This window comes from Streptomyces sp. SCL15-4 (genome assembly GCF_033366695.1).
GTDB lineage: Bacteria > Actinomycetota > Actinomycetes > Streptomycetales > Streptomycetaceae > Streptomyces.
On sequence record NZ_JAOBTQ010000001.1, the window covers coordinates 2757513 to 2772025 of the forward strand.

11 protein-coding genes and 1 pseudogene are annotated in these 14513 nt (G+C 71.3%); 2 read left to right on the forward strand and 10 right to left on the reverse strand.

Annotated elements, in window-relative coordinates:
* Window positions 1-94 precede the first annotated feature (94 nt).
* The 5 genes from SCK26_RS11665 to SCK26_RS11685 form a co-directional block, all read right to left on the reverse strand.
* A complete protein-coding gene (locus SCK26_RS11665; RefSeq protein WP_318201228.1) occupies window positions 95-1138 on the reverse strand; it encodes a 3-isopropylmalate dehydrogenase in 1044 nt (347 codons plus the stop codon).
* Window positions 1139-1231: 93 nt separating this feature from the next.
* Window positions 1232-1363: a hypothetical protein gene (locus SCK26_RS11670; RefSeq protein WP_086025501.1), complete on the reverse strand. Its 132-nt coding sequence runs from the start codon at window positions 1361-1363 to the stop codon at window positions 1232-1234.
* A 258-nt stretch (window positions 1364-1621) separates the two neighbouring features.
* Window positions 1622-2161 (reverse strand): GNAT family N-acetyltransferase, encoded by a 540-nt coding sequence (locus SCK26_RS11675; protein ID WP_318201229.1) that lies wholly within the window; start codon window positions 2159-2161, stop codon window positions 1622-1624.
* Between the two features lie 87 nt (window positions 2162-2248).
* The gene (gene pruA / locus SCK26_RS11680) at window positions 2249-3880 is read right to left on the reverse strand and encodes an L-glutamate gamma-semialdehyde dehydrogenase (protein WP_318201230.1); all 1632 of its coding nucleotides are present in this window, start codon (window positions 3878-3880) and stop codon (window positions 2249-2251) included.
* A gap of 39 nt (window positions 3881-3919) precedes the next feature.
* Window positions 3920-4846: a proline dehydrogenase family protein gene (locus tag SCK26_RS11685; RefSeq protein WP_318201231.1), complete on the reverse strand. Its 927-nt coding sequence runs from the start codon at window positions 4844-4846 to the stop codon at window positions 3920-3922.
* A 164-nt stretch (window positions 4847-5010) separates the two neighbouring features.
* Between SCK26_RS11685 and SCK26_RS11690 the strand changes: the two are divergent.
* Window positions 5011-6296, forward strand: a pseudogene (locus tag SCK26_RS11690) (PucR family transcriptional regulator).
* Between the two features lie 404 nt (window positions 6297-6700).
* Here the strand turns inward: SCK26_RS11690 and SCK26_RS11695 are convergent.
* Window positions 6701-7285, reverse strand: coding sequence for a TetR/AcrR family transcriptional regulator (locus SCK26_RS11695; protein ID WP_318201232.1), 585 nt, complete (start codon window positions 7283-7285; stop codon window positions 6701-6703).
* A 96-nt stretch (window positions 7286-7381) separates the two neighbouring features.
* Here SCK26_RS11695 and SCK26_RS11700 point away from each other — a divergent pair, with 96 nt between their 5' ends.
* The gene (locus SCK26_RS11700; protein WP_318201233.1) at window positions 7382-8911 is read left to right on the forward strand and encodes an MFS transporter; all 1530 of its coding nucleotides are present in this window, start codon (window positions 7382-7384) and stop codon (window positions 8909-8911) included.
* Between the two features lie 64 nt (window positions 8912-8975).
* Here the strand turns inward: SCK26_RS11700 and serA are convergent, their stop codons facing one another.
* The 4 genes from serA to SCK26_RS11720 form a co-directional block, all read right to left on the reverse strand.
* Window positions 8976-10565, reverse strand: coding sequence for a phosphoglycerate dehydrogenase (serA, locus tag SCK26_RS11705; RefSeq protein WP_318201234.1), 1590 nt, complete (start codon window positions 10563-10565; stop codon window positions 8976-8978).
* A 250-nt stretch (window positions 10566-10815) separates the two neighbouring features.
* Window positions 10816-11814 (reverse strand): ketol-acid reductoisomerase, encoded by a 999-nt coding sequence (gene ilvC, locus SCK26_RS11710; protein WP_318201235.1) that lies wholly within the window; start codon window positions 11812-11814, stop codon window positions 10816-10818.
* A 116-nt stretch (window positions 11815-11930) separates the two neighbouring features.
* Complete coding sequence (ilvN, locus tag SCK26_RS11715; protein WP_318201236.1) at window positions 11931-12455, reverse strand: acetolactate synthase small subunit; 525 nt, start codon at window positions 12453-12455, stop codon at window positions 11931-11933.
* A 29-nt stretch (window positions 12456-12484) separates the two neighbouring features.
* Entirely contained in the window at window positions 12485-14335 is a 1851-nt protein-coding gene (locus SCK26_RS11720; protein ID WP_318201237.1) for an acetolactate synthase large subunit, read from the reverse strand.
* Between the last annotated feature and the right edge of the window lie 178 nt (window positions 14336-14513).

Consider the following 14513-nt stretch of genomic DNA (forward strand, 5'->3'; position numbering starts at 1 on the left):
AGGCGGCCCTGGGGTTGAGGATGACACCCGGCGGGACACGTCAGAAGCCGCCGGGTGCGGTGGCGACCCGGCGGCTTGGGTGTAGCGCGGCGGGTCAGCCGGCTACGCGTACGGCGAGCGCGTCGCCGATCTTGGAGGTGGGGCGGGCCGGCCGGCCGGCGCGCTCGGTGAGGTCGGCGGCGACCGCGGTGTCGATGCGGTCGGCCTCCGACTCGTAGCCCAGGTGGCGCAGCAGGAGGGCGACGGACAGGACGGTGGCCGTGGGGTCGGCCTTGCCCTGGCCGGCGATGTCCGGGGCCGAGCCGTGGACCGGCTCGAACATGGACGGGAACTCGCGGCTGGGGTTGATGTTGCCGGAGGCGGCCACGCCGATGCCGCCGGAGACGGCCGCGGCGAGGTCGGTGATGATGTCGCCGAAGAGGTTGTCGGTGACGATGACGTCGAAGCGGCCGGGGTCGGTGACGAGGTAGATCGTCGCCGCGTCGACGTGGATGTAGTCGGTGGTGACCTCGGGGTACTCCGCGGCCACCTGGTGGAAGATGTTCGTCCACAGGTGCCCGGCGAAGGTCAGCACGTTGTTCTTGTGGACCAGCGTCAGCTTCTTGCGCGGGCGGGCCTGGGCGCGCTCGAAGGCGTCGCGGACGACGCGCTCGACGCCGTAGGCCGTGTTGACGGACACCTCGGTGGCGACCTCGTGCGCGGTGCCCTTGCGGATGGTGCCGCCGTTGCCCGTGTACGGGCCCTCGGTGCCCTCGCGGACGACGACGAAGTCGATCTCCGGCTGGCCGGCCAGCGGGGTGGCGACACCGGGGAGCAGCTTGGACGGGCGCAGGTTGACGTGGTGGTCGAAGGCGAAGCGGAGCTTCAGCAGGAAGCCGCGCTCCAGGACGCCGGACGGCACGGACGGGTCGCCGATCGCGCCGAGCAGGATGGCGTCGTGGCCCTTGAGCTGCTCCAGGTCGCCGTCGGTGAGGGTCTCACCGGTGGCGTGGTAGCGCTTGGCGCCGAAGTCGTACTCCTTGGTCTCCAGCTTCACATCCTGCGGCAGGACGGCGGAGAGGACCTTCAGACCCTCGGCCACGACCTCCTGGCCGATGCCGTCACCGGGGATCACTGCGAGATTGATGCTGCGAGACATGTCGGGCACCCTACTCCTCGTCCCAGGTGATGACACACCATGTCCGCCATACGGACAGCCGGGCGGGTGGCGGGGTGCCCGCGCGGCCGTGGTTCAGTGGCCGGTCTGGCCGCCGTTGTCCCGGCGGTCCAGGGCCCGCTGGAGGGCGGCGGCGGCGTTCTTGCGGTCGGACTCGCTCGTACGGGACACGTGGCGGACTCGGCGGCGGACGGTCGTCTCGGCCATGGCAATCGACTCCTTCGGCATACGTGGAGCACGGCTGTGGGGGGATACGAGCTGCCGGAAGGGGCGGGGAGCGCTTGGCCGCAGGGGTTGCCTGCGCGGGCCGGCTCACGACCGCCGTTCGCTGGATGGAGCGAGGCGTTCGGCTCCTTTCACGTTAAGCGAGCGGCCCGCGCCTGTCTGCACAATTACTCGGACTTCCTACTATCTGAGACGGAGAAGCCGCTGAGCTGGGCTTTTCCCTCGCCGTCCGACGCGCCGTCAGGTGATGTCGCCGTCCCGCCAGTCGAAGACCAGTTCCCCGGACGGGTCGGGCGGGCCGGCCAGAGGGGGCCACAGGTACACGCCGCCCTCCTCGTCCGGCAGCCGGACGACGCCGTCGGGCGAGAGGGCGTGCACCTGTCCGGGCCAGCACTGCCAGCCCCGGGCGGCGTACAGCAGGGCGCCCTCGTCGCTCGCCGACAGCGCGCCGAGGTCGTAGGCCCGGTCGAGCACCCGCTCCAGCCCGGCCATCACCCGTCCGCCGAGCCCGGTCCGCCGCACGTCGGCCCGTACGGCGACGGCTTCGACGTATCCGGTGCGCAGCCACCGTCCCCGGTGCCGCAGCCGGCGCATCACGAGGGCCCCGTGGGCGGCGAGGCCGTCGTCGTCCCGGATCAGCACGTGCACTCCGCCGAGCCCGTGGTCCCAGTCCTCGTCGGAGAAGTCCCCGTCGAAGGCGTGGTCCAACAGGGCGCGTACGTCCCTGAGTTCGGCGGGGTCGAGATCGGCGGTGTGGACGAGGCGCTGTCTATGGGTCATGACGGCAGTATCACCCGCCGGACATGGCGACGGCCCGGGAGGCCCGCTGCGGTGAGCGGGCGTCCCGGGCCGGGATCGCGGGGGCGGTCAGCCCATGTGCGGGTAGGTGTAGTCGGTCGGCGGGACCAGGGTCTCCTTGATGGCGCGGGTCAGGGTCCAGCGCAGGAGGTTCTGGGGGGCGCCGGCCTTGTCGTTGGTGCCGGAGGCGCGGCCGCCGCCGAAGGGCTGCTGGCCGACGACGGCGCCGGTCGACTTGTCGTTGATGTAGAAGTTGCCCGCGGCGAAGCGGAGCTTCTCCATCGTGTACGCCGCCGCCGCGCGGTCGTTGGCGATGACCGAGCCGGTGAGGGCGTAGTCCGACACCGACTCCATCTGGGTCAGCATCTCGTCGTACTTGTCGTCCTCGTAGACGTACACCGCGAGGATCGGGCCGAAGTACTCGGTGGTGAAGACCTCGTTCTCCGGGTCGGTGCACTCGATGACGGTCGGGCGGACGAAGTAGCCCACCGAGTCGTCGTAGGAGCCGCCGGCCACGATCGTGCAGGCGGGGTCGGACTTGGCGCGGTCGATGGCGGCCTTGTTCTTGGCGAACGAGCGGTCGTCGATGACGGCGCCGAGGAAGTTCGACAGGTCGGTGACGTCACCCATGGTGAGGTAGTCGACCTCGGCCGCGAACTCCTCCTTGAAGCCCGAGTTCCAGATGGAGGCCGGGATGTAGGCGCGGGAGGTGGCGCTGCACTTCTGGCCCTGGTACTCGAAGGCACCGCGGGTCAGGGCCGTCTTCAGGATCGCGCGGTCGGCCGACGGGTGGGCGACCAGGAAGTCCTTGCCGCCGGTCTCGCCGACCAGACGCGGGTAGGAGCGGTACTTCTCGATGTTGTTGCCGACTGTCTTCCACAGGTACTGGAAGGTCTTGGTCGAGCCGGTGAAGTGGATGCCCGCGAGGTCCCGGTGCTCCAGGGCGACCTCGGAGACCGCGATGCCGTCGCCGGTGACGAGGTTGATGACGCCCTTGGGCAGGCCCGCCTCCTCCAGCAGCTCCATCAGGAGGACGGCGGCGTGGGTCTGCGTCGGGGACGGCTTCCAGACCACCACGTTGCCCATCAGGGCCGGAGCGGTGGGCAGGTTCGCCGCGATCGCCGAGAAGTTGAACGGCGTGATCGCGTAGACGAAGCCCTCCAGCGGGCGGTGGTCCAGGCGGTTCCACACGCCCGGGGAGTTCGCCGGGGGCTGCTCGGCCAGGATCTGGCGGGCGTAGTGGACGTTGAAGCGCCAGAAGTCGACCAGCTCGCAGGGGCTGTCGATCTCGGCCTGCTGGGCGGTCTTGGACTGGCCCAGCATGGTGGACGCGGCGATCGTCTCGCGCCACGGGCCGGCCAGCAGCTCGGCGGCGCGCAGGATGATCGCGGCGCGGTCGTCGAAGGACATCGCGCGCCAGGCCGGGGCGGCGGCCAGGGCCGCGTCGATGGCGTCCTGCGCGTCCTGCTGCGTGGCGTGCCGGCCGGTGCCGAGGACGGCCTTGTGGTTGTGCGGCTGCACGACCTCGAACGGCTCGCCGCCGCCCAGCCGCTTCTCGCCGCCGATGGTCATCGGCAGGTCGATCGGGTTCTCGGCCAGCTCCTTGAGCTTGGCCTCCAGCCGGGCGCGCTCGGGCGAACCGGGGGCGTAGCCGTGCACCGGCTCGTTGACGGGGGTGGGGACCTGGGTCACAGCGTCCATGAGATCCGTAACTCCTTGTACGTGAGCGGGTGGTGTGGCTCAGCCCTTGCTGACCATGGAACGGAGGAAGAACCGCAGGTTGGCGGGCTTCTCCGCCAGGCGGCGCATGAAATAGCCGTACCAGTCGGTGCCGTAGGCGGTGTAGACGCGCATGCGGTGCCCCTCGGCGGCCAGCCGCAGGTGCTCCTCGCCCCGGATGCCGTACAGCATCTGGAACTCGTACTCGTCGAGCTTACGGCCGGCCCTGTGGGCCAGTTCCTGGGCGATGGCGATCAGGCGGGGGTCGTGGGACCCGATCATCGGGTAGCCCTCGCCCTCCATCAGGATCCGCAGGACGCGCACGTAGGCCTTGTCGATCTCGTGCTTCTGCTGGTAGGCGACCTCGGCGGGCTCCTTGTAGGCGCCCTTGACCAGGCGCACCCGGCTGCCGGACTCGGCGAGGCGGCGGGCGTCGGCCTCGGTGCGGAAGAGGTAGGCCTGGATGACGCAGCCCGTCTGCGGGAAGTCCTTCCGCAGCTCCTCGTGGATGGCGAACATCGAGTCGAGGGTGGTGTGGTCCTCGGCGTCCAGGGTGACCGTCGTGCCGATGGCGGCGGCGGCCTCGACGACCGGACGGACGTTGGCGAGGGCCAGCTCGTGGCCGCCGTCCAGCGCTTGGCCGAACATGGAGAGCTTGACCGACATCTCGACCTTCTCGCCCAGTTCCAGGCCCTTGAGGTGGTCGATCAGCGCCAGGTAGGCGTCCCGGGCGGCGGTGGCCTGCTCGGGCGTGGTGATGTCCTCGCCGACGACGTCCATCGTCAGCTCCAGGCCCTTGGCCGTCAGGTCCTCGATGATCGGGACGATGTCGGCCACGGTTTCGCCGGGTATGAAGCGGTCGACGACCTGCTTGGTCACCGGGGCCGCCGAGATCAGGCGTCGCATCCGGTCGCTGCGCGACGCGGCGAGAATCACGGGACCCAGCACGGGGCACCTCCACAGACAAGCACCGAAGGGGCCGTCACCCGACGATTCGGGAACGGCACGGAGAACCACCGTGAAACCTAAGGATCTCTCCGATCCTGGGCCATCGACAGCTGTCACGCATCCGTGCCCGGGATCTCAGACAGATGTATGAAGGTGGCCGCGAAATGCGGGAGAATGCCCGGGTGGCGGCTGAATTCAAGGCGGATTACCAGGAGCTGGTGGACGAGATCTCCGAGCTGCTGGGGGTGCCCGCGACCCTGGAGAACCGCGACTTCGAGCTGATCGCCTTCGGGGCCTACGACAGCGAGGACGAGCTGGACCCGTCCGCGCTGGATCCGGTGCGCACCCGCTCGATCCTGACCCGGCGCTCCACGGCCGCCGTCCGGGCCTGGTTCGAGGGCTTCGGCATCACCCGGGCGACCGCGCCGGTGCGCATCCCGCCCAGCACCGGGGCCGGTGTCTACCGGGGCCGGATCTGCCTGCCCGTGCGCCACCGGGGCGTCGTCCTCGGCTACGTCTGGCTGCTGGACGGCGACCCGGGGCCGACGGACGCCCAGCTGACCGCGGCCATGGGAGTGGCGGACCGGATCGGCGCGCTGCTCGCGGACGAGGCGGAGGCCGGGGCCGGGCTGAGCCGGGAGCTACGGGCGGTGCTCACCGCGGACCGGGGCTGGCAGCGGGACATGGCGGTGGCCGAGCTGCGCACCGCGCTCGGCCCGCGCGCCGACGGCCCGCACACCCTGGTCTGCGTCGCGCCCTGGCCGTCGGCCGACCCGGACGACGTCCCCGCACCGCGCACGGTCCCGCACGCCACGGCCCTGTGCACGCTGCCGTGGGGGGCGGCCGGTCTGAGCCTGGCGGTCCTGGTGCGACTGCGCAGCCCGGACACGACGGCCCCCGCGACGGCCGCGGCCACACGGCTGCTGAAGGAGGCCGAGGAGTCCCGTGGGGCGCGGACGCGCGGGCCGGCGCGCGGACGGCGGCGGCCGTGGCGGCGCGGCCCGGCGCGGCGGCCGGACCGGCCGTCCGGGCCACCGGGTGCGCCGCCGCCGGCATCGGCGAGCCGGGCGCGGGCCTCGCCGAGCTGGGCACCAGCTGGCAGCAGGCCTTCGACGCCGCGCGCGCCGCACTGGCCGAGCCGCGGCTCGGGCCGGTGGCCCAGTGGGCGCGGATCGGGGCGTACCGGCTGCTGACCGCGCTGCCGCCGGAGACCGCGCACGACCGGGTGGTCGGCGCGCTGCTCTCCCCCGCCCACGCGGAACTGGCCCGCACGGCGGAGGTGTACCTCGACTGCGCGGGCCAGGCCGGGCGTACGGCGTCCGAGCTGGGCATCCACCGCCAGACGCTGTACTACCGGCTGTCCCGGGTGGAGCAGCTGACCGGCCTGGACCTGGACGACGGCGAGGACCGGCTGCTGCTGCACATGGCGCTGAAACGGGCCCGGCTGTGAGCTTCGCCCGGCGCCTTCTCACGCGGCCGGTGCCGTGCCGGTGATCGCGGCGAGGTCCCGGTGGAGGGTGCCGGTGTCCGCCGGGCGGCGCGCGGCCGGGGCCGCTCAGGGTGTCCCGGAAGCGGAGCCGGCCGTACGCCGGCGGGAAGGCACCGGCGGCGACCCGGCCGGCCGGTCCGGGCCCGCGCAAGGTCTCCGTCGCACGGACGCCGGCTGACCGCGGGAGAACGGCGACGGCTCCCACCGGGCCGGCGGCGCCCGCGCGGCGAGCCCGGCCGCCCCGGCGCCGGCGATCGGTACCGCCGGCTCCGCGTCCGCCACGGGGTCCGGACGCCGTTCCGCGCGGCGGGTCCGTCGCACCGGTTCGTCCTGACGCGGCCGCCGGCCGCCCGTGACCGGCCGGATCAGCGCTCTTCGGCCGCGCCGATCACCCGCCGCAGTCCTTGCGTGAGCTGCTCGGCGGTGGTCGCCGTATCCGGGTCGAAGAGCCACTGGACCATGAGGCCGTTGAGCAGGGTCTGGTAGAGCCGGCCCTCGGTCTCGCCGCGCTCCGGGGCCAGGTCGGCTTCCGGAACACCGCTGAACAGGGCGACGAGGCCGGTACGACCCTCCTCCTGCGCCTCGGCCAGGAGTTTGCGCACCTCGGCGAGCCGCTCGTCCTGGAACATCAGCTCGAAGCTGAGCAGCCAGATCGGCCGGGCCTCGGGAACGGTGCGGATGACGGCGGCCCACACCTCCTGGAAGCGTTCCAGCGAGCCGGGCGGCTGGGTCATCTCCTCGGCCTGCGCGGGGGCGAAGCGCTCGCCCACGCCCTCGATGAGAGCGACGTACGCCTGCGCCAGCAGCTCGTCCTTCGAGCCGTAGTGGTAGCCGATCGACGCCAGATTGGTGCCCGACTCCTTGACGATGTCCCGCGCGGTCGTGCGCAGGAAGCCCTTCCGCAGCAGGCAGCGCTGGGCGCCTTCGAGCAGATCCTCACGGTGTCCCATGCCGACACCCTACGCCGCATCCATACAACCGTCCTAGACGTTCGACTTATACAACTGTCCTAGACAAGCGTTTAAGACGTCCGTACAGTCCTCGCCATGACAAACTCGACGAGCACCCTCCCCGTCGGCGCCCCGGGCGCCCCCGTCCGCGCCGGGCGCCGCGAGTGGACCGCGCTCGGTGTGCTGATGCTGCCGCTGCTGCTGGTCTCGATGGACGTCTCGGTGCTCTACTTCGCGACCCCCGCGATCAACGCCGACCTGCGGCCGACCGGCACCCAGCAACTGTGGATCTTCGACATCTACGGCTTCGTCCTGGCCGGCCTGCTGATGACGATGGGCTCGCTCGGCGACCGCCTCGGCAGCCGCCGGCTGCTGCTGTGCGGTGCCGCCGCCTTCGGCGCCGCCTCGCTCCTCGCGGCCTACGCGAACAGCGCCGAGACCCTGATCGCGGCCCGCGCGGTCCTCGGCGTCGGCGGCGCGACCCTGATGCCGTCCACGATGGCCCTGCTGCGCACGATGTTCACCGACCCGGCCCAGCGCACCAAGGCGATCGGACTGTGGTCCGGCGTGATGACCGCAGGCGTCGCGCTCGGCTCGGTGCTGAGCGGCATCCTGGTCGAGCACTTCTGGTGGGGCTCGGTCTTCCTGGTCAACCTGCCCGCCATGGCGCTGCTGCTCGTCCTCGGCCCGGTGCTGCTGCCCGAGTCGAGGAACCCCGGGCCCGGCCGCTTCGACTGGCCGAGCGTCCCGCTGTCGCTGGCCGCCGTGCTCCCCGTGGTCTACGGCCTGAAGGAGATCCCGTCCGAGGGCTGGCACCTCCGGTACGTCGCCTCGCTCGTCGTCGGCCTGCTCTTCGCGGCCCTGTTCGTCCGGCGTCAGCGCGCCGGCGCCGCCCCGCTGATCCCGCCGGCCCTGTTCCGGGGCCCCGGCTTCACCCCGTCGCTGCTGCTGACCCTGGTCTCCGCGTTCGGCATGATGGGCTCGGCCGTCTTCACCACCCAGTACCTGCAATCCGTCCTCGGCAAGAGCCCGCTGGCGGCGGCGCTGTGGAGCCTGCTGCCGTCGGTGCTGATCGGGGTCGCCGGACCGCTCACCGCGCGGCTCGTCCAGCGGGGTGTCCACCGCGGGCACGTGGTCGCCGCCGGATTCGCGGTCGGCGCCGCCGGTTTCGCCCTGCTCGCCCTCGCCGGCACCGACTCCCTGTGGCTGGTGCTGGCCGCGGCCGGCGTCCTGGCCTCCGGGGTGGTCATGGTGATGTCCCAGCTGACCGACCTCGCGATGAGCGGCGTGCCGGCGGAGCGGGCGGGCACGGCCTCCGCCCTGCTGGAGACCGGCACCGAGTTCGGCGGCGCGCTCGGCATGGCGGTCCTCGGCACCATCGGTACGGCCCTCTACCGCCACGAGATACCGGCCGCGGCCCCGGCGGAGGCCCGCGAGACGCTGGGCGGGGCGCTGGCCGAAGCGCCGCGTCTGCCCGGCCGGGCGGGAGAGTCCCTGCTGACGACGGCGCGGGAGGCGTTCACCGGCGGGATGCACGCGGCGGCGGTCGCGGGGGCGGTGACGCTGGCGCTGGCGGCCGTGATGGCGGCGGCGACGCTGCGGAGGAGCCAGGTCGGGGACAGCTGAGGGAAGACGGCAAAACGCCGGACGGGCTGAGGTTCCTCAGCCCGTCCGGCGTTTGACGCGTTGCTCAGACCAGGTTGACCGACCGGGCCGACGTGGCCCCGATCTCCGCGGCGACCTCGGCCAGCACGGCGGCGCCCACCGTGTCGTCGACGGTCAGCACGGCCAGCGCCTCGCCGCCCACCGCCGCGCGGGCGACCTGCATGCCGGCGATGTTGATGCCCGCCTCGCCGAGGATGCGGCCCACGGTGCCGACGACGCCCGGACGGTCCTCGTAGCGCAGCACCGCCATGTGGTCGGCGAGCGCGAGGTCGACGTCGAACTCGCCGACCGCGACGATCTTCTGGACGTGCTTCGGGCCGGCCAGCGTGCCGGAGACCGACACCTCCTCGCCGGTGCCCAGCGTGCCGCGCACGGTCACCACGTTGCGGTGTTCGGCCGACTCCGAGCTGGTGGTCAGGCGCACCTCGACGCCGCGCTCCTGCGCGAACAGCGGCGCGTTGACGTAGGACACGGTCTCGTCCACCACGTCCTCGAAGACGCCCTTGAGCGCGGACAGCTCCAGCACCTTCACATCGTGCTGGGTGATCTCGCCGTAGACCTCGACGTCGAGGCGGACCGCGACCTCGCCGGCCAGCGCGGTGAAGATCCGGCCGAGGCGCTCGGCCAGCGGCAGGCCCGGCTTGACGTCCTCGGCGATGACACCGCCCTGGACGTTGACCGCGTCCGGCACCAGCTCGCCGGCCAGCGCGAGGCGGACGGACCTGGCGACGGCGATGCCGGCCTTCTCCTGCGCCTCGTCGGTGGACGCGCCGAGGTGCGGGGTGCAGACGACCTGGTCCAGCTCGAACAGCGGGGAGTCGGTGCACGGCTCCTTGGCGTACACGTCCAGGCCGGCGCCGGCGACCCGGCCCTCCTTCAGGGCCGCGTACAGCGCCGCTTCGTCCACGATGCCGCCGCGCGCGGCGTTGACGATGCGCACGCTCGGCTTGACCTTGCGCAGCGCCTCGTCGCCGATCAGGCCGAGGGTCTCGGGGGTCTTGGGCAGGTGGACGGTGATGAAGTCGGAGACCTCCAGCAGCTCGTCCAGCGACAGCACCTTGACGCCCATCTGCGCGGCCCGCGCGGGCTGCACGTAGGGGTCGTAGGCGACGACCTTCATGCCGAACGCGGACATGCGCTGCGCGACGAGGGCACCGATGCGGCCCAGGCCCACGACGCCCAGCGTCTTCTCGGCCAGCTCCACGCCCGTGTACTTGCTGCGCTTCCACTCGCCGTTCTTCAGCGCGGCGTTGGCCTGCGGGATGTTGCGGGCGGTGGACAGGAGGAGACCGCAGGCCAGCTCGGCGGCGGTCACGATGTTGGAGGTGGGGGCGTTGACGACCATCACGCCGGCCTTGGTGGCGGCGGCGACGTCGACGTTGTCCAGGCCGACGCCGGCTCGCGCGACGACCTTGAGCTTCTTCGCGGCGGCGATGGCCTCGGCGTCGACCTTGGTGGCCGAGCGGATCAGGATCGCGTCCACGTCGGCGATGGCCGGCAGCAGCTCGGAGCGGTCCGCTCCGTTGCAGTGCCGGATCTCGAAGTCCGGACCGAGTGCGTCGACGGTGGCGGGCGACAGCTCTTCAGCGATGAGTACGACAGGTTTCGAGCTCACGTGAGTCCTCACATGTGCGATGCGGACGGCCGTCCCGACGGCCGCAGGCGGTGGAGGGGGGCTAGCCGCGGAAGACGCACGACGCTGTGGGCCTGACGCGTGTTGTGCAGAAGTGTAGTGGCGCGGCGCGTTCTGTATTACGCCTCCGCGGAAGGATCACCCGGATGAGAGGCTCCACTTTGTACGGAGCCCGGGCCGGAAGCCGCGTGGCGGTGCCCCCGGACCGGGGACACCGCCACGCGAGGCGAGGTCAGGCCTCCTCGTCGACCCACGACATCAGCTTGCGCAGCTGCTTGCCGGTGGTCTCCAGCAGGTGCTCGGAGTCCTGCTTCTTGTACTCGTCGTACTTCTTCAGGCCACCGTGGTACTCGTCCATCCAGTTCCGGGCGAAGGTGCCGTCCTGGATCTCGGCGAGGACCTTCTTCATCTCGGCCTTGGTGGCGTCGGTGATGATGCGCGGGCCGGTGACGTAGTCGCCCCACTCGGCGGTCTCGGAGACGGACCAGCGCATCTTCTCCAGGCCGCCCTCGTACATGAGGTCGACGATCAGCTTCAGCTCGTGCAGGCACTCGAAGTAGGCGATCTCCGGCTGGTAGCCGGCCTCGACCAGGGTCTCGAAGCCCGCCTTGACCAAGGCCGAGGTGCCACCGCACAGCACGGCCTGCTCGCCGAAGAGGTCGGTCTCGGTCTCCTCGGTGAAGGTGGTCTTGATGACGCCGGCGCGGGTGCCGCCGATGCCCTTGGCGTACGACAGGGCCAGCGCGAAGGCGTTGCCGGAGGCGTCCTGCTCCACGGCGGCGATGCACGGAACGCCGCGGCCCTCCTCGTACTGGCGGCGGACCAGGTGGCCCGGGCCCTTCGGGGCGACCATGCAGACGTCCACGCCGGCCGGGGGCTTGATGAAGCCGAAGCGGATGTTGAAGCCATGACCGAAGAACAGCGCGTCGCCGTCCTTGAGGTTGTCCTTGATCGACTCCTCGTAGACCTGGCCCTGGATCGGGTCCGGGACCAGGATCATGATGACGTCGGCCTCGGCGGCGGCCTCGGCCGGGGTCACCACGCGCAGGCCCTGCTCCTCGGCCTTGGCCTTGGACTTCGAGCCCTCGTGCAGACCGACACGCACGTCGACACCGGAGTCGCGCAGCGACAGCGCGTGGGCGTGGCCCTGGCTGCCGTAGCCGATGACCGCGACCTTGCGGCCCTGGATGATGGACAGGTCGGCGTCAGCGTCGTAGAACAGCTCGGCCACTTTGGGTTCTCCTTGTGTGCTGGTGGTGCGTCCCACCGTATGACGGCGGGCGGGAGGGAAGTTCGGGGGTCTCGGGATACGGGCGGCCGTTGATCGCCGGACGCCCGTACCGGGTCTTACGCCGTCCGGTCGAGAGCGCGCAGCGAGCGGTCCGTGATCGAACGGGCGCCGCGGCCGATCGCGATCGTGCCGGACTGGACCAGCTCCTTGATGCCGTACGGCTCCAGCATCTTGAGCATGGCGGTCAGCTTGTCGTTGGAACCGGTGGCCTCGATGGTCACGGCCTCCGGGGAGACGTCCACGGTCTTGGCGCGGAACAGCTGGACGATCTCCACGATCTGGGAGCGGGTCTCGTTGTCGGCGCGGACCTTCACGAGGACGAGTTCGCGCTGCACGGCCTGGCCCGGCTCCAGCTCGACGATCTTCAGCACGTTGACGAGCTTGTTGAGCTGCTTGGTCACCTGCTCCAGCGGCAGGTCCTCGACGGTCACCACGATGGTGATGCGGGAGATGTCGGGGTGCTCGGTGACGCCGACCGCGAGCGAGTCGATGTTGAAGCCTCGCCGGGAGAACAGGGCGGCGATCCGGGCGAGGATGCCCGGCGTGTTCTCCACCAGGACGGAGAGCGTGTGCTTGGACATGGTGGTTGCTCTTCCTTGCCTGTTGACGGTCAGTCGTCTTCGTTGTCGCCGAAGTCGGGGCGGACGTCCCGGGCGGCCATGATCTCGTCGTTGGAGGTGCCGGCGGCGACCATCGGCCAGACCATCGCGTCCTGGTGGACGATGAAGTCGACGACGACCGGACGGTCGTTGATGGAGTTGGCCTCCTCGATGACCTTGTCCAGGTCCTCGGGGCGCTCGCAGCGCAGGGCCACGCAGCCCATCGCCTCCGCCAGCTTCACGAAGTCCGGCACCCGGGTGCCCCGGGCGGCCGGGTCGACGTCGTCCGGGCCGCTGTGCAGCACGGTGTTGGAGTAGCGCTGGTTGTAGAACAGGGTCTGCCACTGGCGGACCATCCCGAGGGCGCCGTTGTTGATGACGGCGACCTTGATCGGGATGTTGTTCAGCGCGCAGGTGGTCAGTTCCTGATTGGTCATCTGGAAGCAGCCGTCGCCGTCGATCGCCCACACGGTCTGCTCCGGCCGGCCGGCCTTGGCGCCCATGGCGGCGGGAACCGCGTACCCCATCGTCCCGGCGCCGCCGGAGTTCAGCCAGGTGGCGGGCCGGTCGTACTGGATGAAGTGCGCGGCCCACATCTGGTGCTGGCCGACGCCCGCGGCGAAGATCGTGCCCTCGGGGGCGAGCCGGCCGACGCGCTCGATGACCGCCTGCGGGGAGAGCGAGCCGTCCTCGGGCAGGTCGTAGCCGAGCGGGTAGGTCTCGCGCCACCGGTTCAGGTCGCTCCACCAGGCGGTGTAGTCGCCCTTGTGGCCCTCGCTGTGCTCCTTCTGCACCGCCTGCACCAGGTCGGCGATGACCTCGCGGGCGTCGCCGACGATCGGCACGTCCGCCGCGCGGTTCTTGCCGATCTCGGCCGGGTCGATGTCCGCGTGGACGATCTTGGCGTAGGGCGCGAAGCTGTCCAGCTTGCCGGTGACGCGGTCGTCGAAGCGGGCGCCGAGGGCCACGATCAGGTCGGCCTTCTGCAGCGCGGTGACCGCGGCGACGCTGCCGTGCATGCCGGGCATGCCGAGGTGCAGCGGGTGGCTGTCGGGGAACGCGCCGAGCGCCATCAGGGTGGTGGTGACGGGCGCGCCGGTCAGCTCGGCGAGGACCTTCAGCTCGGCCGTGGCCTGCGCCTTGAGGACGCCGCCGCCGACGTACAGCACCGGCTTGCGGGCGGCGGTGATGAGCTTGGCGGCCTCGCGGATCTGCTTGGCGTGCGGCTTGGTCACCGGGCGGTAGCCGGGCAGGTCCATGACGGGCGGCCAGGAGAAGGTGGTCTTCGCCTGGAGGGCGTCCTTGGCGATGTCGACCAGGACCGGGCCCGGGCGGCCGGTGGAGGCGACGTGGAACGCCTGCGCGATCACCCGGGGGATGTCCTCGGCCTTGGTGACCAGCCAGTTGTGCTTGGTGATCGGCATGGTGATGCCGACGATGTCCGCCTCCTGGAAGGCGTCCGTGCCGATCGACTTGGAGGCCACCTGGCCGGTGATCGCGACCAGCGGCACGGAGTCCATGTGCGCGTCCGCGATCGGCGTGACCAGGTTGGTGGCGCCCGGACCGGACGTCGCCATGCAGACGCCGACCTTGCCGGTGGCCTGCGCGTAGCCGGTGGCCGCGTGGCCCGCGCCCTGCTCGTGCCGGACCAGCACGTGCCGCACCCGGGTGGAGTCCATCAGCGGGTCGTACGCCGGGAGGATCGCGCCGCCGGGAATGCCGAATACCGTGTCCGCGCCGACCTCCTCGAGGGAGCGGATGAGGGACTGCGCACCCGTGACGTGCTCGACGGGGGCGGACTGCTGTCCTCCGGAACGGGGCCGCGGCTGCGGATGGTGGGCCCCGGTGGCCTGCTCGGTCATCGGCATTCTCTTCTCGATGCTGAGGGTTTTTGCGAGGTTCGGGCGGATCTGGGGCGCTGCACGAACGGCACTCGTGCAACAAAAAACCCCTCGTGCCACAGGGGCAAGCGAGGGGAGCGCGCCGGTGAGGTCGCTGGGGATTCCGGATCGTCCTCCGGTGGGTCCCAGCTCAGCCGAC